The organism is Paenibacillus sp. FSL H8-0122, from assembly GCF_038005345.1.
Classification (GTDB): Bacteria; Bacillota; Bacilli; order Paenibacillales; family Paenibacillaceae; genus Paenibacillus_AQ.
The window spans coordinates 6603546-6628135 of record NZ_JBBOTB010000001.1 but is presented as its reverse complement, the minus strand read 5'-3'; the positions used below and the strand labels follow the sequence as shown (position 1 = coordinate 6628135).

Sequence of the window (24590 nt, the reverse complement as noted above, 5' to 3'; positions counted from 1 at the left end):
ACATAAGGGGGAGACTGACCGTGGAAGCTCTGGCGCTTGAGCGCAAGAAGGAACAGAATCGTGAACTTCGTGTGCGCCTCGAACAGCTTAAGAAGGAACGGAATGCTATTATTCTGGCTCATTATTATCAGCGTGATGAAATTCAGGAGGTCGCCGATTTCCGGGGAGACTCTTTCCTGCTGGCCCAGAAGGCAGCGGAGACAGAGGCAGATGTAATCGTATTCTGCGGCGTTCATTTCATGGGGGAAAGTGCCAAGATTCTGGCACCGAACAAGACGGTCCTGATTCCTGACGAACGTGCTGGTTGCCCGATGGCTGACATGGTCAATGTGGATGGGCTGCGCAAGCTGAAGGCTCAGCATCCGGGTGCGAAGGTAGTAACCTATATCAATTCCTCTGCAGAGATCAAGGCGGAGACAGATATTTGCTGCACCTCAGCGAATGCGGTGAAGGTGATCGAATCACTCGATGCCGAAGAAATCATCTGGGTGCCCGATAAGAATCTGGGCCAATATGTGCAGGATCAGACCGGCAAGAAGCTGATTATCTGGGAGGGCTATTGCAATACTCATGACATGCTTACCGTCAAGGATGTAATGGAGATGAGAGCCAAATACCCGGAAGCTGAATTTGTTGTACACCCCGAATGCCGCCCGGAAGTCGTGGCAATGGGGGACTATGTGGGCAGCACTACCTCAATTCTGGAATATTGCCGGAAATCGGACCGCCGGCAGTTTATTGTGGGTACTGAGGATGGAACCGGGTATCAGCTAAGGCTGGATAGCCCGGATAAGGAGTTTCATTTTGCCACCAAATTCCTGGTATGTCCTAATATGAAGGTAAATAATTTGAAAAAGCTGGTCAAATGCCTGGAGACGATGAAGCCGCAGATCTATGTACCGCCTGCAGTCGCCGACAAAGCCAGAACATCCCTAGAGCGCATGCTACAAGTCCGGTAGCATGCGCTACTCTTTCGTTGAAACAGGTGAAAAGCGGTCATGATTCCACAATATTTGGTTGATTTTGATCTTCAGGGACTTCCTGTAGTTAAGACAGACTGCCTGGTCATTGGTTCCGGTATTGCCGGGTTATTCACAGCGATCAAGGCCAGCGAAGACCGGAAGGTTATTATGATTACGAAGAAGACCGTAATGGAGAGCAACACACGGTATGCCCAGGGCGGAATTGCGGCCGTCATTTCGGAGGATGATTCGCCGGCATATCACCGTCAGGATACCCTGATGGCCGGCGCGGGGCTGAACTCCTCTGCGGCTGTCGATGTGCTGGTCAATGAAGGACCCGAGGGCGTCCGTGAGCTGATCCGGCTTGGCACTATTTTCGATAAGGAGAATGGTGTACTGGCCTTAACCCAGGAGGGGGCACATAGCCACCGCCGTATTTTACATGCAAATGGGGATGCTACAGGATATGAGATTGTCCGCGCACTTGCTGAACAGGCTGCCCGGCATGAGAATATTGAGACCTGGGACGACCATTATGTCATTGACCTGATTACGGAGGGCGGAGAGTGTCTGGGAGCGCTTGTACAGCGGCCTGACGGCGGGCGGTTATTCCTGCAGGCAGATGCAACAATCCTATGCTCCGGGGGAGCAGGACAGCTATACCGTTACACGACCAATCCTGAGGTGGCCACCGGAGACGGGGTAGCCATTGCCTACCGTGCCGGTGCCCATATCCGGGATATGGAGTTCATTCAGTTTCATCCGACTGCACTCAGCTATCCTGGTGCTCCGCGCTTCCTGATCTCGGAGGCTGTGCGGGGAGAAGGCGCTGTGCTGCGGAACATTAACGGTGAGCGGTTCATGGAACGTTATCATGAGCTGCAGGAGTTGGCCCCGCGGGATATTGTTGCCCGTGCCATTGTAAGCGAGATGGAAATGACCAAATCAACCTTCGTCTATCTGGATATTACACATGAACCGGCGGATATGGTTAAACACCGCTTCCCGACCATTTATGCGACCTGCATGAGCTACGGGCTGGATATTACAAGTGACTGGATTCCGGTGGCTCCTGCTGCGCATTATATGATGGGGGGCGTGAAGACCGACCTGAGCGGAGAGAGTACGGTTGCCCGCCTGTTTGCCTGCGGTGAGGTATCATCTACTGGCGTGCAGGGTGCCAACCGGCTGGCCAGCAACTCCCTGTCGGAAGCTGTTGTGTTCGGCCGCCGGATCATTGAACGAATCCGCCAGCTTCCGCCGCTTCACCGGGATAACCTACCCTCAGCCTATCATCAGGCAAGGGTAGAAGCTCCTGCACAGGCTATTGTTGAACGGCGGTTGAAGCTTCAAAAGGTTATGGTGCGGTACGCCGGACTGCGGCGGAACCGGGAAATGCTAAACAAAGGCCTGGATGAGATAAAGCGCCAGCTGCCGATTTTTAAGACCAAACTGACAACACGGGAAGAATACGAGTTCGCCAATATGCTTACATGCTGTCTGCTGATCACTGAATCGGCCCTGGCACGGGAGGAGAGCCGCGGTGCGCATTATCGTGAGGATTACCCGCTGCGCAGTGACGCACAGTGGCAGAAGCATCTGCTCCAGATTCGCGAACTTGGAATAGTGGAGGAATTAAGTGATGATGTTTAACGGATACAATGAAGATCTGCTTAAGGCTATTAAGGGCTGGCTGCAGGAGGATGTCGGCTCGGGGGATATTACTACCCGTACTACCATTCCTGCCGGGCATGAGTCCAAGGGAATCATTCATGCCAAGGAAGACGGGATTATTTGTGGAATCCCCGTGGCTGAGCTGGTATTCGAAGTTGTTGATCCTGGGCTCGTATTCACGGCGCTGGTCCAGGAAGGACAAGCTGTCTCCAAGGGCACTGTGATTGCTGAGGTAGAAGGCAGCACTCATGCCATCCTTACTGGTGAACGGCTTGCCCTCAACTTGATGCAGCGTTTATCCGGTGTGGCCTCGCGCACGGCTTCTTTTGTAGAGAAGCTTCAAGGGCTGCCGACCCGCCTGGTGGATACCCGCAAGACCACACCGGGTCACCGGATGCTGGAGAAATATGCAGTCCGCATTGGCGGCGGAGCCAACCACCGTTACGGTCTGTATGATGCGGTAATGATTAAGGACAATCATATCAAGGGGGCCGGCGGCATCCGTCAGGCAGTAGGGCGTGCCCGTGCCAATATCCCGCACACCATGACCATTGAAGTAGAGACGGAGAGTCTGGAGCAGGTAGAGGAAGCGCTGGCGGCCGGAGCTGATATTATTATGCTCGATAACATGTCTCCTGAGCAGATGGCTGAAGCCGTGAGAAGAATCCGGACCAAGGCGAAGCATGTCACCATTGAGGCATCGGGAAATGTATCTCTGGAGACGGTCCGGGGCATTGCTGAATCGGGTGTGGATGTGATTTCGGTAGGACGGCTGACGTATTCCTTCGCGAGTCTCGATATCAGCCTGGATCTGAATGGCAAGAAGGAGGGAGCCCTCTGATGATACTTGTCGTCGATATCGGCAATACGAACATCGTGCTGGGCGTCTACCGGGGCAGTGAGCTGCTGCACCATTTCCGGCTGAGCACTGCCCGCGGGTCCACTGTCGATGAGTATGGTGTGATGATTCATAATCTGTTCAGCATGTCGAATCTCTCATTCAGGGATGTCGAGGGGGTCATCATCTCCTCGGTTGTTCCGCCGCTCGTGCAGGTTATCGTAGAGATGTGTGTCAAATTCATCGGCAAGGACCCGCTCCTTGTGGGGCCTGGTATCAAAACCGGGCTTAATCTGCGTTATGAGAACCCGCGCGAAGTGGGGGCGGACCGGATTGTGAACGCGGTTGCGGCGATTGAGCAGTATAAATGTCCGCTTGTCGTCGTTGATTTCGGGACGGCAACCACCTTCGACTGCATTGATGCCGGGGCCAACTATCTGGGCGGTGCTATCGTGCCGGGTCTGGGCATTTCCACGGAGGCCCTCTATCTGCGGGCGTCCAAGCTGCCCCGGATTGAGCTGGAGAAGCCCAAGAAGGTAATCGGGCGCAATACCGTACATGCGATGCAGGCAGGGATCATTTTTGGCTATGCCGGTCAGGTTGAGGGTATCGTCAGACGCATCAAGCAGGAGATGAACGCTCCCGTTCTCAAGGTTATTGCTACCGGAGGGCTGGCCTCACTGATTGCCAGTGAGACAGAATGTATCGATGAGGTTAATCCGATGCTGACGCTTGAAGGATTGCACATTATTTACAACCGTAACAAATAATCATAAAGATGAACCTATACAGAAGAGAGAGATAGGAGGAGTATGCACCTAATGGATAATAAGAAGGACCGGCTGGTCCGGGGGACGGCGATGAACGGAAGAGTCAGAGCATTCGCTGTCCGTACCACAGAGCTTGTCGATGAATTGCGGCGCAGACATGATACGTATCCGACGGCTACGGCAGCGCTTGGACGTACGGTTACTGCCGCAGCTATAATGGGGGCCATGCTCAAGGGGCAGGAGAAGCTCGCGATTATGGTCAAAGGAAACGGTCCGCTCGGGCAGATTACGGCTGAATCCAATGCCCTGGGAGAAGTTCGCGGCTATGTGCACAATCCGCATGTTCATCTGCCAAGCAACAGCATGGGCAAGCTGGATGTTGCAGGGGCGGTAGGCACGGAAGGCTTCATTGATGTCAGCAAGGATCTGGGGATGAAGGAGCCGTACCGTGGCAGTGTGCCTATCGTTTCAGGAGAGCTGGGTGAGGATTTCACCTATTATTTTGCCCTCTCGGAGCAAACGCCTGCTGCTGTAGGACTTGGAGTGCTGGTGGAGACCGATAATTCAGTCAGAGTTGCCGGAGGCTTTATTATTCAGCTGCTGCCTGGCCTGACCGATGAGGAGATTACCGAGGTTGAGCAAGCGGTTGGAGCCATGCCTTCGGTTACGTCGGTGCTGGATCAGGGGCTTGAGCCTGAGGAAATGCTGCGGCTGCTGCTGCCGGATGCTGTGATCCTGGATGAGCTCGAGGTCCGCTTTGTATGTCAGTGCTCACGGGAACGGATTGAGCAGACTCTGGTTAGTCTGGGTGAGCACGAGCTGGAACGGCTGATCGAAGAAGATGATACGGCAGAAGTTGTCTGCCATTATTGCAATGAGAGCTATGTATTTAACAAGGATGAACTGCAGGTAATCCTCGATCAAGCGAAGTCATAGGGCTATGAAATGGTGACAAGACAGGAGCGCGCGCTGCGCAATGCCGTTATATTACTTGCCGTGGCAACGCTGGTGCTGGGAGGGCTATTATTCTGGAGCCTGCGTGCCATGGCACTGCTGAAGGCAGAGACGGCTGAAGGGGAAGCCTCGGATGTCGCTGCTGCCGGAGGACAGCCGGTCACGGAACAGGAATGGATAGAGGAGCTTCAGAAGAAGCACGGGGAAGAAGTGCTGCTGAGCATGCTGAATCATATCGTGGTGGGCAAGGAAGCCGCAGCGCTGGGAATTACGGTCACGGATGAGGAGATTGAACGGGAACTGAAGCGGGGAATGTCCGGTTACAGCTCGGAGGAGCAATATTATCAGCAGATGCAGTCTGAGCTTGGACTAACCCGTCAGGAGCTGCGTGAGGAGACGTTATACCGGCTGACGCTCCAAGCCATAGCAACGGCCGGCATTACGGTCAGTGAAGCGGAAATTGATGATTATCTGAAGCAAAATAGCGAGAGATTTATGCCACGCAAGCAAATGCAGCTCTCCATCATCCAGACCTCCACCTATAACGAGGCCAGTACAGTGATGGACCGCCTGGAGCGGGGTGAGAATTTTGCAGCGCTGGCCCGTGAGGTCTCGATCGACGAGGAGAGCCGCCAGCATGGCGGCAGTATCGGAACGGTCGAGGAGAAGGACCCGTTCTGGCCTGAGGAGCTGCTGGAGACAGCAGCCGGGCTGGAGAACGGGGATATCGCAGGACCGCTGCAGGTTGACGGGGGGTATGCTGTGATCCGTCTGGAGAAGCTAATTGATCCGGTGAAGCCGGATCAGGAGGAACTGCGCCGGATGATCGGCCAGCAGCTGAGACTGGAGCAGGCAGCGCCCTTGCAGCAGGTAGAGCGTGAATTACGGGCCAAATATGATACAGCAATATATATTGACAACAGCCTGCAAGATTGATAATATGAAATTAAATATAAAACCTACTGATTTAGTCGGAAATATTAAGCGGTACAATTACAACTGTTAGTTACCCAGGCATTGTGAACCGGGAGCTACGGTAATATATGCTGATAGCATCTGTCATAAGTCCCGCACCCTAATTCATTTATCATTCCAAGGAGGTTTTTACTCATGGCTAAAGTCGTCAACAGTGTAACAGATTTGATCGGTGGCACACCGCTCGTCCGCCTGAACCGGATTGTTCCGGAGGGCTCGGCAGAGATCTTCCTGAAGCTGGAATACCAGAATCCAGGCTCCAGTGTGAAAGACCGTATTGCCATCAGCATCGTAGAAGAGGCTGAGAAAGAGGGCCTGCTGAAGCCGGGTGGCACGATTGTAGAAGCGACAAGCGGTAATACAGGGATCGGCCTGGCGCTTGTGGCAGCTGCCAAAGGCTACAAGGCCATTATTGTTATGCCGGAAACGATGAGCCTTGAACGCCGCAACCTGCTGCGCGCTTACGGCGCTGAGCTGGTATTGACTCCGGGATCGGAAGGAATGAACGGTGCGGTCAAGAAGGCTGAGCAGATTCTGAGCGAGAATCCGGATTATTTCCTTGCGGAGCAGTTCAAGAACAAGGCTAACGTGAAGATCCATCGCGAGACCACAGGACCTGAGATCGTTGAAGCGATTGAATCTGTTGGCGGCCCGCTGGATGCATTCATTGCCGGTGTCGGCACAGGCGGAACGATCAGCGGCGCGGGTGAAGTGCTGAAGAGTCAATATCCGGGCGTGAAGATCTATGCGGTAGAACCTGCGGCTTCACCGATTCTGGCTGGAGGGAAACCGGGCCCGCACAAGATTCAGGGTATCGGCGCTAACTTCGTGCCAGAAATTCTGAACCAGAATATCTATGATGAGATTATTCATGTTGAGAATGATGAAGCGTTCGAAACTGCCCGCCGCGTAGCCAAGGAAGAAGGCGTGCTGTCCGGCATTTCCTCCGGTGCGGCTGTATTTGCTGCACTGAAGGTAGCGAAGGAACTGGGCGCAGGTAAGAAAATTGTTGTCATCATTCCAAGCAACGGCGAACGTTACCTGAGCACTCCGCTCTATAACTTTGAAGTATAATTGCTGAGAATTCAGCTCTTACGAAGAGCCTGCCCTATCCGCTTTCACAGGGATACCGCAGGCTCTTTTTTCGGATAATAAGCATTTATAAGAATTGCGGGCTTTTCAAAGTAACCCTATGTACAGTATACTGACAGGCAATAAACTATCGATGAGACGGGAGAATGGTTGTGGAGATCTTAACGGCTTGGCAGGACTGGGAGCAGTGGGCAGAGGCAGATGAAGCCTGGAGCGTCTTGCCCCTGATCCTGAGGAAACGGCAGGACAACCAAGGCTTGCCCCGCAGCTGGAAGCAGGCCTGGGAACAGGCTTCCCCCTATTCGGTTGTCCTGGAGAGCGGCAAGGGCGGGCGCTACACCTATCTTGGCCTGAGCCCTGTCTCGATCATCGAAGGCCGAGGAGCCGTTGCGGAGAGCTATACTCCCGGAGCCAAGGCTTCGGGGCATATAGAGTCTGCCGTAACGGAAGGCCAGCCGCTGCAAGTGCTGCAGGCATGGATGAGGGAATATACGTCTCCCCGCCTGCCGCTTGACGGTCTGCCGCCGTTCACCGGCGGCTGTATCGGATTTCTTGGCTATGATGTGGCCCGTTCCCTGGAGAAGCTGCCGTCGCTTGCCAGGAACAACCCTGAGTTTCCGGATTATCTGTTCATGAGACTGGAAGAAGTGTGGATCTACGATGAGCAGGAGCAGCAGCTCTACTGTGCAGTTCATATCCCTGTGCCGGATATTGTATCCAGCGGTAACCTGGATGGGCTAAGGAGTCTGTATGAGGCTGCTGTGCACCGTGCGGAGCGCATGCTGGAGCAGTGGAGCCTTCTCTATGCACCGGCAGAGCCGGAAGAAGCAGCCGTTGCAAGGTACGCCGGGCTTACCCGCAGGGTGGAGGGCGAGGCCGAGATCACCGGTGAGTGGCCCGGCATGAGCTCGGATTTCTCTGCCGCACCCTTCCAGCAGGCTGTGCTGAAGGTCCAGGAATACATCCGTGCCGGAGATGTATTCCAGGTGAACCTCTCGCTGCGCCAGCAGGCGCAGCTCAAGTCTACACCCGAGGACGTCTACGAATGGCTCCGTAGACTCAACCCGTCCCCGTACATGGGGCTGCTCCGCACGCCCGGCTTCGCGCTCTCCAGCGCATCGCCGGAGCTGCTCGTCAAGCTGCACGGGGACAAGGTCAGCGCCCGCCCCATTGCCGGCACCCGGCGGCGGGGCCATACTCCCGCGGAGGACGCCGCCATGGAGGCGGAGCTGCGCGGGAGCGAGAAGGAGATCGCCGAGCATATTATGCTTGTCGATCTGGAGCGCAGCGACATCGGCCGTGTCGCTGCCTACGGAACGGTCAGCGTGCCGGAGCTGCTGACCGTAGAGCGATACTCGCATGTCATGCATCTCGTCTCGCAGGTTGAGGGGATCATCGCACCCGGCAGGGATGCGTATGATGTCATTGCCGCCTTGTTCCCCGGCGGCACCATCACGGGCGCGCCCAAGGTGCGCACGATGGAGATCATCGAAGAGCTGGAGCCGGTCCGCCGGGGACCCTATACGGGATCTATGGGCTGGATTGACTATAACGGCAATATGGAATTAAATATAATCATACGTACGCTGGCCGTGAAGGACGGAATCGGCTACATTCAGACAGGTGCGGGGATTGTGATCGATTCAGACCCTTACCGGGAGTACCGGGAATGCCACAACAAAGCCAAAGCGGTAGTCAAAGCCATTCTCTGCAGTGAACGCGAGCAGGAAGAGCGGGCTGCCCTCGGCACCGAAGGAGGAAGCTTCTAATGATCTTGGTCATCGATAATTATGATTCCTTTACGTATAACCTGGTGCAGTATCTGGGTGAGCTGGGGGAAGAGGTTAAGGTAGCGCGCAACGATGAGATCAGCATTGAGGAGATAGAAGCATTAGCCCCGGATCATATTCTGATCTCTCCGGGACCCTGCACACCGAATGAGGCAGGCATCAGCCTTGCGCTGCTGAAGCATTTCAAAGGCATCATCCCCATATTCGGCGTATGTCTCGGACACCAGGCGATCGGACAGGCTTTTGGCGGTAATGTCATCCGTGCAGAACGTCTGATGCATGGCAAAACCTCACCGATCCACCATAACGGTACCTCCGTATTTGAGGGGCTGGAGTCTCCTTTCACAGCGACACGCTATCATTCACTGATCGTGGAACGTGAGAGTCTGCCGGATTGCCTGGAGATTACCGCCGAGACCGCTGAAGGCGAGATTATGGCCTTGCGGCATAAGGAATACCCGATTGAAGGGGTACAGTTCCATCCCGAGTCGATCATTACGAACCACGGTCATACTATGCTGCGTAATTTCCTGAAACGGAGAGCCGGAGAACCGGCATGAGATATATAGGACTTAACAACAAAGCAGTCGACGCCAAAGACGCCGTGGTCTCCGCTCTGGATCACGGCTTTTTGTACGGCATGGGTCTGTTCGAGACCTTCCGCACCTATGGGGGGCAGCCGTTCCTGCTGGAGCGTCATCTGAGCAGAATGGCAGCGGGTTGCCGTCAGCTGGGCATTCCCTTCGAGCCGGATGTGCAGGGGCTGCGGGAATGGATTCAGCTTGTAATGGACAGGAATGAGCTTAGTGAGGCGTATATCCGCTACACCGTTACGGCGGGTGAGGATATTCTGGGTCTGCCATCCGCAGCCTATAAGCAGCCTAATCAGCTGCTCTATATCAAAGCCCTGCCGGTCACGCCAACCAGCCTTTATACGGAAGGCAAAGAACTTCAGCTCCTGAACCACAGACGCAATACCCCGGAGGGCCCGGTAAGACTCAAATCGCTGCACTATATGAACAACATTCTGGCAAAACGTGAATTGGCCGGTTATCCGTCCGCAGAGCGAGGAGCCGAGGGACTGATGCTGACCGCACAGGGCGAGCTTGCCGAAGGGATTGTGAGCAATATTTTTTTCATCTCCAATAAGCGGCTCTATACCCCCGATGCCGACACCGGGATTCTTCCGGGAATTACCCGGGAAATGGTGCTTGAGCTGGCAGCGTCCAGCCTTCAGCCTGAGCAGGGCTTTTACCGCTGGGAGCAGCTTGAAGCTGCCGATGAAGTCTTCCTTACCAATTCCGTGCAGGAGATCGTACCGGTGAGCACCTTGTGGAATGGGGACCGGAGGGTAACCATAGGCAGCGGGCGCTGTGGAGAGCGGACGGCTGCACTTATGAGGCTGTACAGAGAAAGGACGGATATGCTGATATGAAGCCGATGATCTATGAGCGGACTTACCGCTGCGGAAGCAGCGAGCTGAAATTGGGCAAGCGCACGCTGATTATGGGCATACTCAATGTGACACCGGACTCCTTTTCAGATGGGGGCCTGTGGACAGAGCGGGATAGAGCGGTAGAGCATGCGTTGCAAATGGCGGCAGAGGGTGCCGATATTATCGATATAGGCGGAGAATCCACGCGTCCGGGTCACCAGCCGGTGAGTGCTGAGGAAGAATTGGCCCGTGTACTTCCTGTCATTGAGCGCATCCATCAGGCCGCCCCGCATCTCCCCCTCTCTATAGACACCTACAAGGCGGAAGTCGCCCGCCAGGCGATTCAGGCCGGTGCGCATATCATCAATGATGTATGGGGAGCCAAGGCCGATCCGCAGATGGCGGCAGTTGCTGCGCAGGCAGACTGTCCGATCATTCTGATGCATAACCGCCATGACCGAGATTATAAGGATTTGATCAGCGATATGACGGATGACCTGAGCGCGAGTATTCACCTGGCGCTGGCAGCGGGAGTGAAGCCGGAGAATATTATTTTGGACCCGGGAATCGGCTTCGCCAAGGACTATGCAGAGAATCTTCAGGTCATGACCGGCCTCGGCGAACTGACGAAGCTGGGATATCCGGTGCTGCTGGCCACTTCGCGCAAAAAATTCATTCGTACCGCCCTAGGTCTGCCCGCAGATGATGTCCTGGAGGGGACCGCAGCTACTGTCGCCTTCGGGATTGCCCAGGGCTGTCAGCTTGTGCGGGTTCATGATATTGCGGCAATGAAACGTACCGTAGAGATGTGTGACGCCATGTTATATGCAGGGTCACCTGTGTTCTGCGTATAGACTATATTCTTCAAGAGAAGGCAGGTACCCTTAATGGATAAAATGAAGCTGCACCGCATGGAGTACTACGGTTACCACGGAGTGTTCGAAGAGGAGCGGAAGCTCGGACAACGTTATTATATCGACCTTGAGCTGGAGCTTGATTTGCAGGGAGCAGGACTCAGCGATGATCTGGAGCAGACTGTGAATTATGCTGAAGTTCATGTTTTGGTCAAAAAAATTGTCGAAACCCAGTCCTTCAAGCTGATAGAAGCTTTGGCGGAACATATTGCATCCGGGTTACTGGACACTTATACTGTTATCAATGCAGTAACGGTCCAGGTGACCAAGCCGCATCCTCCTTTTGATATTCATTTCCAGGGAGTCACTGTAGAATTGCGCCGGACGAGAAAGTGAGACAGACTGATGAACATACCTTCCACCTCTGAGGCATCAGAGGCTTATATTGCTTTAGGGGCTAACCTGGGTGACCGTCAAGGCACCTTGAGAGAAGCCCTGCACCGGCTGGAGCATCACGACAAGATTGAAGTTGTGCGCACCTCCCGGGTCTACGAGACGGAGCCTGTCGGATATCTCGATCAGCCTCAGTTTCTTAACATGGCGGCTGTTCTGCGCACCACACTGGCACCGGAGGAGCTGCTTCATGTGATGCTGGACACAGAGACCCAGTTAGGCCGGGTCCGGGATGTGCGGTATGGACCGAGAACGGTAGATTTGGATTTGCTGTGGGTAGAGGGGCTGACCCTGGACACGCCGGATCTGACGCTGCCTCATCCGAGGATGCTGGAGCGGGCGTTTGTCCTACTGCCGCTCAGCGATATCTTATCGCAGAACGAAGAGTCTTCCGGATTCCGCAGATTAATTACAACAGCGCTGCAAGACATAGACGGAAAGGCAGGAATTCGCCTGTGGACAACAAACGTATGGGAATGCGGGTCAGAGCGTTCCGGAAGCTGAAGGGCTACACGCAGCAGGAACTGGCGGATTCTGTCGGAATATCACTTGCTGTGCTTGGCGCAGTGGAGCGGGGCAACAGACGTTTGGAAGATCAAATTTTAAATAAAATTGCGGATTTTCTGGAAGTGACAGTAGAGGAATTGGCCCATCCGGCACCATAAGACCGGGCTGAACGTTACAAATTGAGGTAGGGAAGTGATTGGGCCATGCTGAAGATTGGTGATATTGAATTGAAGAATCAGGTCGTGCTGGCGCCTATGGCTGGCGTATGTAACCCGGCATTTCGTCTGATTGCCAAGGAATTCGGGACTGGCCTGGTCTGTGCGGAGATGGTTAGCGGCAAGGCGATCGTACATGGCAACCAGCGTACGCGTGAGATGCTGTTTGTTGATGAGCGTGAGAAACCGCTGAGCCTGCAGATTTTTGGCGGCGACCGGGAATCACTGGTGGATGCGGCGAGAATTGTCGATAAAGAAACGAATGCCGATATCATCGACATCAATATGGGCTGCCCGGTGCCGAAGGTGACGAAATGCGATGCCGGAGCACGCTGGCTGCTGAATCCGGACAAAATCTATGAGATGGTATCCGCAGTAGTGGAGGCCGTGGACAAACCGGTCACCGTAAAAATGCGAATCGGCTGGGACAGCGAGCATATCTTCGTTGAAGAGAATGCGCGTGCGGTGGAACGGGCCGGCGGAGCGGCGGTCAGCGTACACGGGCGGACCCGCGAGCAGCTCTATACCGGACGCGCCGACTGGAATTATATCCGTATGGCTAAAGAGGCAGTATCGATCCCGGTAATCGGCAATGGCGATGTGAATACGCCGGAGGATGCGCGGGCGATGCTGGACCAGACCGGCTGTGACGGTGTAATGATCGGGCGGGGTGCACTGGGCAATCCGTGGATGCTGTACCGGACGATTCAGTATTTGGATACCGGTGTTCTGATGCCTGAGCCTGGCGCTGAAGAGAAGATTAAGGTAGCCATTCTTCATATGGACCGCCTGATTGCTCTTAAGGGTGAAGCGGTGGCTGTCCGCGAGATGCGCAAGCATCTGGCCTGGTATTTGAAGGGCTTTAAGGCGGCGGCCCGCGTGAAGGACGTTATTATGGAAGAAACCAAACGTGACGAGATGGTGCGGATTTTGAATGATTTTGTCGGTCAGCTTTAGCAGGATGAGGAGCAGAACAGCGCGGATAGCGAGCTTTTTGCCGTATGAGCCTCACATATTCCTGGGATTAAGCCCCGTTCCTGTGTGCTTTATTGATTATTGCTAAACATTATATGGGGCGTCATTGACATTTTGTAGCGGTTCCAATATAATTTCACAGTATAAAATCGCCGTTACAGCAGGAGCAATGGTGAAGGAGGGTTCTGATCCCTCCGGATTCGCATATAGTATGGTGTTTTCAATAAATGTATACGACAGGAGAATCGGTTAAGATGAGCGATAAAGAAGTCATCCTTACACCGGACGGACTTAAGCGTCTGGAAGAAGAACTGGAGTTCCTCAAATCCGTTAAACGCCGCGAAGTAGCGGAACGTATCAAAGTGGCCATCGGCTACGGAGATATCAGTGAGAACTCGGAATATGAAGACGCGAAGAATGAACAGGCCTTCATTGAAGGACGGGTTCTTACTTTGGAGAAGATGCTCCGCAATGCCCGTATTATTAATAGCGATGAGATCGTGACAGATGTGGTAAGCATCGGAGTAACGGTGAACGTTGAAGATATGGAGTATGGCGACATTATGGAATACACCATCGTGGGTACTGCCGAATCCGATCCGCTGAACAACAAAATTTCCAATGAGAGCCCTGTAGGCAGAGCGATCATCGGCAAGAAGATTGGTACGATTGTGGATGTTAGTGTCCCTGCAGGCGTCATTCAATATAAAATTCTTGATATCAAAATGAAGTAAGACGGTTCCGAAAGCTTCCTTAGGGAAGCTTTTTTCAAAGTTACAGCCAGCCGTAAAATATGGGTGAACACATACAGCTTATATTTTGTACCGGAACGGACTGTCCTCTAGATCGGGGCGGAGCCGTTTCTTCTTTTGTATAGTGAGTAAGAGAGGATGAAGAACATGACGGAAGAAATCAACAACGTCGAAGCTACAGAGAATGAATTAAGTGAATTGCTGCAGATCCGTCGGGGCAAGCTGGACGAGCTCCGCGCACTCGGGATCGATCCGTTTGGCAAGAAATATGAGCGTACCGCTGCTGCTGGCGATCTTCTGGCCAAATACGACGGGCTAACCAAGGAAGAGCTGGACGAGCTGGCGCTGGAGGTTAGTGTGGCCGGACGCATTATGGCGAAACGGGTCATGGGCAAGGCAAGCTTTTCTCACATCCAGGACCTTAGCGGCAAAATCCAGATCTATGTGCGCCAGGACAGTATCCCTGAGTCGCAATATGCAGCCTTCACGATCCTTGATCTTGGCGATATCGTCGGTATCCGGGGAACCCTGTTCAAGACAAAGACCGGCGAAACCTCTATTAAAGTGGATAACCTTGAGGTGCTGTCCAAGTCCCTGCTTCCGCTTCCCGAGAAGTATCATGGTCTGAAGGATGTAGAACTCCGCTATCGTCAGCGTTATGTGGACCTGATCATTAACCCTGAGGTACAGCAGACCTTCATCATGCGTTCACGGATTATCCAATCAATGCGCCGTTATCTGGACTCGCTGGGCTATTTAGAGGTGGAGACTCCGACCCTGCATGCCATCGCTGGCGGAGCAGCGGCCCGTCCGTTTATTACCCACCACAACACGCTGGATATGCAGCTGTATATGCGGATTGCCATCGAATTGCACCTGAAGCGCCTAATCGTCGGCGGTCTGGAGAAAGTCTATGAGATTGGCCGTGTATACCGTAATGAGGGTATTTCAACACGCCATAATCCGGAATTCACAATGATCGAGCTGTATGAAGCGTATGCGGATTACAAGGACATTATGCATCTGACAGAGAGCCTGATCGCTCATATTGCCAGCGAGGTGCTGGGCTCCCAGGTAATTAATTATCAAGGACAGGAAGTGGATCTGTCTCCAGGCTGGCGCCGCGTTACTATGGTGGATGCTGTTAAGGAAGTAACCGGAGTAGACTTCGGTGTTCAGATGACGGATGAAGAAGCACAGGCTCTGGCTAAGGAACACCGGGTACCGGTAGAGAAGCATATGACCTTTGGGCATATTCTGAATGCGTTCTTCGAGCAGTTTGTGGAAGAGACGCTGATTCAGCCGACATTCGTAATGGGACATCCTGTAGAGATCTCACCGCTTGCCAAAAAGAATGAAGAGGACCCGCGCTTCACCGACCGGTTCGAGCTGTTCATTGTAGCCCGCGAGCATGCCAATGCGTTCAGCGAGCTGAATGATCCGATTGACCAGCGTCAGCGCTTCGAAGCACAGATTCACGAGAAAGAGCAGGGCAATGATGAAGCCCATGAGATGGATGATGATTTCATCCGTGCTCTGGAGTACGGCATGCCGCCAACAGGCGGACTGGGTATCGGTGTAGACCGTCTGATCATGCTGCTGACCAATTCAGCATCTATCCGTGACGTGCTGCTGTTCCCTCATATGCGTAATAAAGACTGAGGATTTCTCTGATTCCAGACCCGGATAACCAAGGGAGCTGCTCAGGCAGTTCTCTTGGCATCGGGGATTGAATACTCTGGTCAAAGGATTTAGAAATAATACTTGCAATGAATCTCTATCCGTGATATATTCTATTTCTGGCCGCGAAACATCAACGCCGAGCTCGAACAAGAAGTTAAAAAAAGAGCTTGCATTGATCGGCTGGATGTGATATATTATAAGAGTTGCTGGTGACGATAACATCGCCGCTGACAACGAGCTTGATCTTTGAAAACTGAACAACGAGTGAGTATCTGGAGATCACTTCGGTGAGATCCAAAATGAGAGAATGTAAATTCTCGTCAGATGTTTCAAAATGAGCAATCGCTCTTTCTAAATACCAATTTGGAGAGTTTGATCCTGGCTCAGGACGAACGCTGGCGGCGTGCCTAATACATGCAAGTCGAGCGGAGTCTGAAAGGAAGCTTGCTTCCTTTCAGACTTAGCGGCGGACGGGTGAGTAACACGTAGGCAACCTGCCCTCAAGCCTGGGATAACTACCGGAAACGGTAGCTAATACCGGATAATTTCTTTCTTCTCCTGAGGAGAGAATGAAAGGCGGAGCAATCTGCTGCTTGGGGATGGGCCTGCGGCGCATTAGCTAGTTGGTGGGGTAACGGCCCACCAAGGCGACGATGCGTAGCCGACCTGAGAGGGTGAACGGCCACACTGGGACTGAGACACGGCCCAGACTCCTACGGGAGGCAGCAGTAGGGAATCTTCCGCAATGGGCGCAAGCCTGACGGAGCAACGCCGCGTGAGTGATGAAGGTTTTCGGATCGTAAAGCTCTGTTGCCAGGGAAGAACGTCCGGTAGAGTAACTGCTACCGGAGTGACGGTACCTGAGAAGAAAGCCCCGGCTAACTACGTGCCAGCAGCCGCGGTAATACGTAGGGGGCAAGCGTTGTCCGGAATTATTGGGCGTAAAGCGCGCGCAGGCGGTTATTTAAGTCTGGTGTTTAAACCTTGGGCTCAACCTGAGGTCGCACTGGAAACTGGGTGACTTGAGTACAGAAGAGGAAAGTGGAATTCCACGTGTAGCGGTGAAATGCGTAGATATGTGGAGGAACACCAGTGGCGAAGGCGACTTTCTGGGCTGTAACTGACGCTGAGGCGCGAAAGCGTGGGGAGCAAACAGGATTAGATACCCTGGTAGTCCACGCCGTAAACGATGAGTGCTAGGTGTTAGGGGTTTCGATACCCTTGGTGCCGAAGTTAACACAGTAAGCACTCCGCCTGGGGAGTACGGTCGCAAGACTGAAACTCAAAGGAATTGACGGGGACCCGCACAAGCAGTGGAGTATGTGGTTTAATTCGAAGCAACGCGAAGAACCTTACCAGGTCTTGACATCCAACTAACGAAGCAGAGATGCATCAGGTGCCCTTCGGGGAAAGTTGAGACAGGTGGTGCATGGTTGTCGTCAGCTCGTGTCGTGAGATGTTGGGTTAAGTCCCGCAACGAGCGCAACCCTTGACTTTAGTTGCCAGCAGGTAAAGCTGGGCACTCTAGAGTGACTGCCGGTGACAAACCGGAGGAAGGTGGGGATGACGTCAAATCATCATGCCCCTTATGACCTGGGCTACACACGTACTACAATGGCCGGTACAACGGGAAGCGAAGCCGCGAGGTGGAGCCAATCCCAGCAAAGCCGGTCTCAGTTCGGATTGCAGGCTGCAACTCGCCTGCATGAAGTCGGAATTGCTAGTAATCGCGGATCAGCATGCCGCGGTGAATACGTTCCCGGGTCTTGTACACACCGCCCGTCACACCACGAGAGTTTACAACACCCGAAGTCGGTGGGGTAACCCGCAAGGGAGCCAGCCGCCGAAGGTGGGGTAGATGATTGGGGTGAAGTCGTAACAAGGTAGCCGTATCGGAAGGTGCGGCTGGATCACCTCCTTTCTATGGAGAATCGTCTTCTGCAACGAAGACATTCAAATCTTAAATCTAGCCGGTCGGCTAGTTACTCACTCGTTGGTCAGTTTTGAGAGCTCAAACTCTCAGCAGTCTGTAACTTCGATCGACACAGTCGTGTTCGACCCGAACTTACAGCATCTTGATCCTTGAAAACTGGATACCGAAACGAATTTGCGTTTTAGAACATCTTTTAGCTGAAACTTGTGTAAGCAAGTAGAAATAGTTATTAGTTGCTACCGTGATTTTCCTTAGGGAAAACACATTGGTTAAGCTACTAAGAGCACACGGAGGATGCCTAGGCGCCAGGAGCCGACGAAGGACGTGGCGAACAACGAAACTGCCTCGGGGAGCTGTAAGCAAGCTTTGATCCGGGGGTGTCCGAATGGGGAAACCCAGCTGTGGTAATTCGCAGTTACTCGTATCTGAATACATAGGATACGCAGAGGCAGACCAGGGGAACTGAAACATCTAAGTACCCTGAGGAAGAGAAAACAATAGTGATTCCGTCAGTAGCGGCGAGCGAACGCGGAACAGCCTAAACCAAGGGGCTTGCCTCTTGGGGTTGTGGGACGTCTCACATGGAGTTACAAAGGAATAGGGTAGGTGAAGAGGTCTGGAAAGGCCCGCGATAGAGGTAAAAGCCCTGTAGCCCAAACTGTGTTCTCTCCGAGACGGATCCCGAGTAGTGCGGGGCACGTGAAACCCCGTATGAATCCAGCAGGACCATCTGCTAAGGCTAAATACTACCTGGCGACCGATAGTGAAACAGTACCGTGAGGGAAAGGTGAAAAGCACCCCGGAAGGGGAGTGAAATAGAACCTGAAACCGTGTGCTTACAAAAAGTCAGAGCCCTTTTTATGGGTGATGGCGTGCCTTTTGTAGAATGAACCGGCGAGTTACGTTTAACATGCAAGGTTAAGGTGAGAAGCCGGAGCCGCAGCGAAAGCGAGTCTGAATAGGGCGATTTAGTATGTGGACGTAGACCCGAAACCGTGTGATCTACCCCTGTCCAGGGTGAAGGTGCGGTAACACGCACTGGAGGCCCGAACCCACGCATGTTGAAAAATGCGGGGATGAGGTGGGGGTAGCGGAGAAATTCCAATCGAACTCGGAGATAGCTGGTTCTCCCCGAAATAGCTTTAGGGCTAGCCTCGGTGAATGGAGTGGTGGAGGTAGAGCACTGATTGGGTGCGGGGCCCGCAAGGGTTACCAAGCTCAGTCAAACTCCGAATGCCATTTACTTCTTGCCGGGAGTCAGACAGTGAGTGCTAAGATCCATTGTCAAAAGGGAAACAGCCCAGACCATCAGCTAAGGTCCCCAAGTGTGTGTTAAGTGGGAAAGGATGTGGAGTTGCACAGACAACCAGGATGTTGGCTTAGAAGCAGCCACCATTGAAAGAGTGCGTAATAGCTCACTGGTCGAGTGACTCTGCGCCGAAAATGTAACGGGGCTAAACACACCACCGAAGCTATGGCTAGATGCGTTGCATCTGGGGTAGGGGAGCGTTGTGTAGGGGTTGAAGGTGTACCGTAAGGAGCGCTGGACACTACACAAGTGAGAATGCCGGTATGAGTAACGAAAAGATCAGTGAGAATCTGATCCGCCGAAAGCCCAAGGTTTCCTGAGGAAGGCTCGTCCGCTCAGGGTAAGTCGGGACCTAAGGCGAGGCCGACAGGCGTAGTCGAAGGACAACAGTTTGAAATTACTGTACCACCGTAATCCGCTATGAGCGATGGGGTGACGCAGGAGGGTAGTGACGCGGACTGATGGATGTCCGTCTAAGCAGTGAGGCTGGTGTGCAGGCAAATCCGCACATCGTAAGGCTGGGCTGTGATGGGGAGCGAAAATTATAGTAGCGAAGGTCATGATCTCACACTGCCAAGAAAAGCCTCTAGTCAGGAGAAGGTGCCCGTACCGCAAACCGACACAGGTAGGCGAGAAGAGAATTCTAAGGCGCGCGGAAGAACTCTCGTTAAGGAACTCGGCAAAATGACCCCGTAACTTCGGGAGAAGGGGTGCCTCGGTAGGGTGAATAGCCCGAGGGGGCCGCAGTGAAAAGGCCCAAGCGACTGTTTAGCAAAAACACAGGTCTGTGCGAAGCCGCAAGGCGAAGTATACGGGCTGACGCCTGCCCGGTGCTGGAAGGTTAAGGGGAGCGGTTAGGAGCAATCCGAAGCTGTGAACCGAAGCCCCAGTAAACGGCGGCCGTAACTATAACGGTCCTAAGGTAGCGAAATTCCTTGTCAGGTAAATTCTGACCCGCACGAATGGCGTAACGACTTGGGCGCTGTCTCAACGAGAGATCCGGTGAAATTTTAATACCTGTGAAGATGCAGGTTACCCGCGACAAGACGGAAAGACCCCATGGAGCTTTACTGCAGCTTGATATTGAATTTGGGTACGATCTGTACAGGATAGGTGGGAGCCGTGGAGGCAGGAGCGCAAGCTTCTGCGGAGGCGCCGTTGGGATACCACCCTGATCGTATCTAGGTTCTAACCTAGTGCCCTGAGCGGGTACGGGGACCGTGTCAGGCGGGCAGTTTGACTGGGGCGGTCGCCTCCTAAAGAGTAACGGAGGCGTTCAAAGGTTCCCTCAGAATGGTTGGAAATCATTCGCAGAGTGCAAAGGCATAAGGGAGCTTGACTGCGAGACCTACAAGTCGAGCAGGGACGAAAGTCGGACTTAGTGATCCGGTGGTACCGCATGGAAGGGCCATCGCTCAACGGATAAAAGCTACCCTGGGGATAACAGGCTTATCTCCCCCAAGAGTCCACATCGACGGGGAGGTTTGGCACCTCGATGTCGGCTCATCGCATCCTGGGGCTGAAGTAGGTCCCAAGGGTTGGGCTGTTCGCCCATTAAAGCGGTACGCGAGCTGGGTTCAGAACGTCGTGAGACAGTTCGGTCCCTATCTGTCGTGGGCGCAGGAAATTTGAGAGGAGCTGTCCTTAGTACGAGAGGACCGGGATGGACGTACCGCTGGTGCATCAGTTGTTCCGCCAGGAGCATGGCTGAGTAGCTACGTACGGACGGGATAAGCGCTGAAAGCATCTAAGCGTGAAGCCCCCCTCAAGATGAGATTTCCCAATTAGTAAGACCCCTTGAAGACGACGAGGTAGATAGGTTGGAGGTGGAAGTGCAGCAATGCATGGAGCTGACCAATACTAATCGGTCGAGGGCTTATCCAAATTTCTAACACGCAGATTCGTTTCGGATTCAGTTTTCAGGAATCAATTCCTGAAGCATTTACGCTGTAAATGCCCGTTTGGTGGCGATAGCGGAGGGGTTCCACACGTACCCATCCCGAACACGACCGTTAAGCCCTCCAGCGCCGATGGTACTTGGACCGAAGGGTCCTGGGAGAGTAGGACGTTGCCAAGCACACAAGACCACTGTTGATTTCTCAACAGTGGTCTTTTTGTATATCCGGGGATGCCGCCGAAATTTGTTCTATTGTCCACTGGAGACGGACTTTAGTCCAAGAATTCGCTTACCGGAGGGCGGATTGCCTAATCCCTTCACAGAGCGGTGTAATATTCTTGACAGGCCAAATGCCCTTTGCTAAGATGGACAATAATATATTTTTGGACAAGCCTCTCAAACCTTAACAGAAGACACAATTATGTATAACTCCCAGGCCTCTACCGCTGTCTATCGGGTATGGACTTGACGCAGGAGTTTCTTTATTCATAAGTTGGCGGGCGGGTAGAGAAAAGAATTTAGAGGAGGAATGACCCAGGTGTGGGAAGATAAGTTTGGTAAAGAGGGATTCACTTTTGATGATGTGCTGCTGGTTCCGCGTAAATCCGAGGTATTGCCTAAGGAAGTGGACTTAACCACTGTACTCAGCAAGAATGTGAAGCTGAATATCCCTTTGATGAGTGCAGGTATGGACACAGTCACAGAAGCCGCTATGGCGATTGCTATCGCCCGTGAGGGCGGGATCGGCATCATTCATAAGAATATGTCCGTGGAGCAGCAGGCAGAAGAGGTAGACCGTGTGAAGCGCTCGGAGAGCGGGGTTATTACCAATCCATTCTCACTTACGCCCGACCACTGGGTATCCGATGCTGAAGTTCTGATGGGCAAATACCGCATTTCGGGTGTGCCTATCGTAGATGAAGAGGGCAAGCTTGTCGGTATTCTTACGAACCGCGACTTGCGTTTCATCCATGATTTCAATATTCAGATCAAAGAAGTGATGACTCATGAGAATCTCGTTACAGCTGCTGTAGGAACCACTCTTCAGGAAGCGAAAGGCATTCTGCAGCGCCACAAGATTGAGAAGCTGCCGCTGGTAGACGAGCATAATATTCTCAAAGGTCTCATTACTATTAAAGATATAGAGAAAGCTATCCAGTTCCCCAACGGTGCCAAGGATGCTCATGGACGTCTGCTGGTTGGAGCGGCAATCGGGATCTCCAAGGACACGCTGGAACGGACTGAAGCACTGGTAAAAGCCGGTGTGGACCTGATTACCGTGGATTCCGCACATGGCCATCACATCAATATTATCGATGCAGTGCGTAAGCTGCGTGAGACTTATCCTGACCTAACCATCGTAGCCGGTAATGTGGCTACAGGCGAAGCTACCCGCGAATTGATTGAAGCAGGAGCCTCGGTAATCAAGGTGGGTATTGGTCCTGGCTCTATCTGTACTACCCGCGTAATTGCCGGTATAGGCGTTCCGCAGGTTACCGCGATCTACGATTGTGCGACAGTAGCCCGTGAATACGGCATTCCGGTGATTGCAGACGGAGGAATTAAGTACTCCGGAGAGATTACCAAGGCCATCGCTGCCGGTGCTGCTGCAGTCATGATGGGAAGCCTGTTCGCCGGTACGGAAGAGAGCCCTGGAGAGTCGGAAATCTACCAGGGACGTAAATACAAGGTATACCGCGGCATGGGCAGCATGAGCGCCATGAAGCAGGGCAGTAAAGACCGTTATTTCCAGGATGATGATAAGAAGCTGGTACCGGAAGGCATTGAGGGCCGAGTCGCTTTTAAAGGGCCATTGTCTGACACGGTTCACCAATTGATCGGCGGACTGCGCTCCGGTATGGGCTATTGCGGAACGAAGACATTAGAAGAGCTGCGCAATGATACCTCGTTCATCCGTATCACTGGGGCAGGCCTGCGTGAGAGTCATCCCCATGATGTCCAGATCACCAAGGAAGCCCCGAACTATTCTCTATAAACCGGAGAGAATCACTTATTTTGCCGACAGACGGGACGAATTCGTCCTGTCTGTCTTTTTTTGCAGATACCCCTGTGTTAGAATAGAACAAGCACTGATCTGAGGATTAAAGGAGAGTAGTAATCATTGAAGTACAAGCGGAAACTAAGCAGTAAACAAATTGTGATTAAGACAGTGGCAGCAGGTCTGCTTCTAAATATGCTAGCATTTCCTGCGGCTTCTGCGATGGCAGAGGCAGTAAATAAACCCGCTACAACCGAGGCGGGAACCAAAGCAGCGGCTACTCCTGCCAAAACGGCAGCAGCGAAGATTCCAAGCGTGGAATCTCTGGGACTGAATGTGAAATCTGCAGTGCTGATTGAGCCTACTACAGGGGAGGTTCTGCTCTCACTTAATGCAGACCAGGCGATGCCTCCGGCGAGTATGACGAAGATGATGACAGAATATCTTGTAACTGAAGCTGTAAATAGCGGCAAGATCTCCTGGGACCAGAAAGTCATTGTCCAAGAGAATGCGTCCAAGCAGATTGGTTCACGGATTTTTCTGGCTGCGGGTGATGAACATACAGTTAAAGAACTCTACATAGCGATGGCAGTAGGCTCAGCCAATGATGCTACGGTTGCCTTGGCTGAACTGGTAGCCGGTTCAGAGCAGCAGTTCGTCACTATGATGAATGAAACGGCGAAGAAGATGGGGATGAAGACGGCCCATTTCATTAATCCGACCGGGCTTGACCGTAAGGACATGCCTGCCAAATTCCGCCCGGAGGGTGAAGGCGAAACAGTAATGTCTGCGATGGATGCGGCGATTCTGGCCAAATATATTGTCACCGATCATCCGGAGTTTACAGATTTTACGACAATTCAGTCGTATAAATTCCGCGAGCGTGATTCGAAGCCGATGATTAACTACAACTGGATGCTGGAAGCCAACAAGAATATCCCCAATTTCAAGGCATACGCTTATCCGGGCCTGGACGGACTGAAGACAGGACATACCACTAACGCCGGTAATTGCTTTACGGGTACTGCGGTGCGTGACGGCATGCGTCTAATCAGCGTAGTTATGGGAGCGGACTCTGAGGCCCACCGTTTCACTGAAACGAAGAAGGTGCTGGATTTTGGCTTCAATAATTTCGAGATTAAGCAGGTAGTTGCACCTAAGGCCGTGATTGAGGGAACTGAAACCGTGCCTGTGCTGAAGGGCAAGAATAAAGAAGTGCCCGTGGTTACCGATGCCGGAGTAACGTTCATGGTTCCTAAGGGTACTGTATCGCCGCAGATCAAGACCACTGTGGTCACGAATGATCCGGCTACGCTGGTCGCACCGATTGCCGGAGCCAGCAAGGTAGGGAAGGTTACGTACTCCTATAAGATTGAAGGAATGAATCAGACGCAAGAGAAGACGGTGAACCTGATTACTGCCGAGGAAGCGGAGAAGGCGGGCTGGTTCAAGCTGCTGCTGAGAGCTATCGGTAATTTTTTCGGTGATCTGTTCAAAGGAATTAAAAATCTGTTCTAACCTTA

The 24590-nt window shown here is 53.0% G+C and carries 19 protein-coding genes and 3 rRNA genes; all 22 read left to right on the top strand.

The window, feature by feature from the left end; all coding sequences use genetic code 11:
• The first annotated feature begins 20 nt into the window (after window positions 1-20).
• The 22 genes from nadA (at window position 21) to NSS64_RS28240 (ending at window position 24585) form a co-directional block, all read left to right on the top strand.
• Window positions 21-959 (top strand): quinolinate synthase NadA, encoded by a 939-nt coding sequence (gene nadA, locus NSS64_RS28345; protein ID WP_341142294.1) that lies wholly within the window; start codon window positions 21-23, stop codon window positions 957-959.
• A 39-nt stretch (window positions 960-998) separates the two neighbouring features.
• The gene (nadB, locus tag NSS64_RS28340) at window positions 999-2615 is read left to right on the top strand and encodes an L-aspartate oxidase (RefSeq protein ID WP_341142293.1); all 1617 of its coding nucleotides are present in this window, start codon (window positions 999-1001) and stop codon (window positions 2613-2615) included.
• Window positions 2605-3477: a carboxylating nicotinate-nucleotide diphosphorylase gene (gene nadC / locus NSS64_RS28335; protein WP_036723928.1), complete on the top strand. Its 873-nt coding sequence runs from the start codon at window positions 2605-2607 to the stop codon at window positions 3475-3477. Before nadB ends, nadC begins: the two co-directional genes overlap by 11 nt.
• The gene (locus NSS64_RS28330) at window positions 3477-4244 is read left to right on the top strand and encodes a type III pantothenate kinase (RefSeq protein ID WP_341142292.1); all 768 of its coding nucleotides are present in this window, start codon (window positions 3477-3479) and stop codon (window positions 4242-4244) included. The genes nadC and NSS64_RS28330 overlap by 1 nt, the downstream gene beginning before the upstream one ends.
• Before the next feature lie 51 nt (window positions 4245-4295).
• On the top strand, window positions 4296-5180 hold the full coding sequence (gene hslO, locus NSS64_RS28325) for an Hsp33 family molecular chaperone HslO (protein WP_340945728.1): 885 nt from the start codon (window positions 4296-4298) through the stop codon (window positions 5178-5180).
• 9 nt (window positions 5181-5189) lie between these two features.
• Window positions 5190-6134: a peptidylprolyl isomerase gene (locus tag NSS64_RS28320; protein WP_340945726.1), complete on the top strand. Its 945-nt coding sequence runs from the start codon at window positions 5190-5192 to the stop codon at window positions 6132-6134.
• A 174-nt stretch (window positions 6135-6308) separates the two neighbouring features.
• Window positions 6309-7247, top strand: coding sequence for a cysteine synthase A (gene cysK / locus NSS64_RS28315; RefSeq protein WP_036723922.1), 939 nt, complete (start codon window positions 6309-6311; stop codon window positions 7245-7247).
• Between the two features lie 164 nt (window positions 7248-7411).
• On the top strand, window positions 7412-9034 hold the full coding sequence (locus NSS64_RS28310; protein WP_341142291.1) for an anthranilate synthase component I family protein: 1623 nt from the start codon (window positions 7412-7414) through the stop codon (window positions 9032-9034).
• Entirely contained in the window at window positions 9034-9615 is a 582-nt protein-coding gene (gene pabA, locus NSS64_RS28305; RefSeq protein ID WP_341142290.1) for an aminodeoxychorismate/anthranilate synthase component II, read from the top strand. Before NSS64_RS28310 ends, pabA begins: the two co-directional genes overlap by 1 nt.
• On the top strand, window positions 9612-10490 hold the full coding sequence (locus NSS64_RS28300; RefSeq protein WP_341142289.1) for an aminotransferase class IV: 879 nt from the start codon (window positions 9612-9614) through the stop codon (window positions 10488-10490). Before pabA ends, NSS64_RS28300 begins: the two co-directional genes overlap by 4 nt.
• Window positions 10487-11344 carry a dihydropteroate synthase gene (folP, locus tag NSS64_RS28295; protein WP_341142288.1) on the top strand — a complete coding sequence of 286 codons (858 nt, stop codon included), beginning with the start codon at window positions 10487-10489 and terminating at the stop codon, window positions 11342-11344. The genes NSS64_RS28300 and folP overlap by 4 nt, the downstream gene beginning before the upstream one ends.
• 33 nt (window positions 11345-11377) lie before the next feature.
• Window positions 11378-11740, top strand: coding sequence for a dihydroneopterin aldolase (gene folB / locus NSS64_RS28290; RefSeq protein WP_076082833.1), 363 nt, complete (start codon window positions 11378-11380; stop codon window positions 11738-11740).
• A 9-nt stretch (window positions 11741-11749) separates the two neighbouring features.
• A complete protein-coding gene (folK, locus tag NSS64_RS28285; RefSeq protein WP_340945718.1) occupies window positions 11750-12301 on the top strand; it encodes a 2-amino-4-hydroxy-6-hydroxymethyldihydropteridine diphosphokinase in 552 nt (183 codons plus the stop codon).
• Complete coding sequence (locus NSS64_RS28280) at window positions 12253-12462, top strand: helix-turn-helix domain-containing protein (RefSeq protein ID WP_036696484.1); 210 nt, start codon at window positions 12253-12255, stop codon at window positions 12460-12462. The genes folK and NSS64_RS28280 overlap by 49 nt, the downstream gene beginning before the upstream one ends.
• 45 nt (window positions 12463-12507) lie before the next feature.
• Window positions 12508-13476 carry a tRNA dihydrouridine synthase DusB gene (dusB, locus tag NSS64_RS28275; RefSeq protein ID WP_341142287.1) on the top strand — a complete coding sequence of 323 codons (969 nt, stop codon included), beginning with the start codon at window positions 12508-12510 and terminating at the stop codon, window positions 13474-13476.
• Between the two features lie 272 nt (window positions 13477-13748).
• Entirely contained in the window at window positions 13749-14228 is a 480-nt protein-coding gene (gene greA, locus NSS64_RS28270; RefSeq protein WP_036696487.1) for a transcription elongation factor GreA, read from the top strand.
• Window positions 14229-14393: 165 nt separating this feature from the next.
• Window positions 14394-15908: a lysine--tRNA ligase gene (gene lysS / locus NSS64_RS28265; protein WP_340995201.1), complete on the top strand. Its 1515-nt coding sequence runs from the start codon at window positions 14394-14396 to the stop codon at window positions 15906-15908.
• Between the two features lie 381 nt (window positions 15909-16289).
• Window positions 16290-17850 (top strand): 16S ribosomal RNA (locus NSS64_RS28260).
• Window positions 17851-18129: 279 nt separating this feature from the next.
• Window positions 18130-21055: ribosomal RNA gene (locus NSS64_RS28255) — 23S ribosomal RNA — on the top strand.
• Window positions 21056-21131: 76 nt separating this feature from the next.
• Window positions 21132-21248: ribosomal RNA gene (rrf, locus tag NSS64_RS28250) — 5S ribosomal RNA — on the top strand.
• The 16S, 23S and 5S rRNA genes sit together here, the layout of an rRNA operon.
• Before the next feature lie 358 nt (window positions 21249-21606).
• Complete coding sequence (gene guaB, locus NSS64_RS28245) at window positions 21607-23064, top strand: IMP dehydrogenase (RefSeq protein WP_076084859.1); 1458 nt, start codon at window positions 21607-21609, stop codon at window positions 23062-23064.
• A gap of 126 nt (window positions 23065-23190) precedes the next feature.
• Window positions 23191-24585 (top strand): D-alanyl-D-alanine carboxypeptidase family protein, encoded by a 1395-nt coding sequence (locus NSS64_RS28240; protein ID WP_341142286.1) that lies wholly within the window; start codon window positions 23191-23193, stop codon window positions 24583-24585.
• Window positions 24586-24590: the final 5 nt, after the last annotated feature.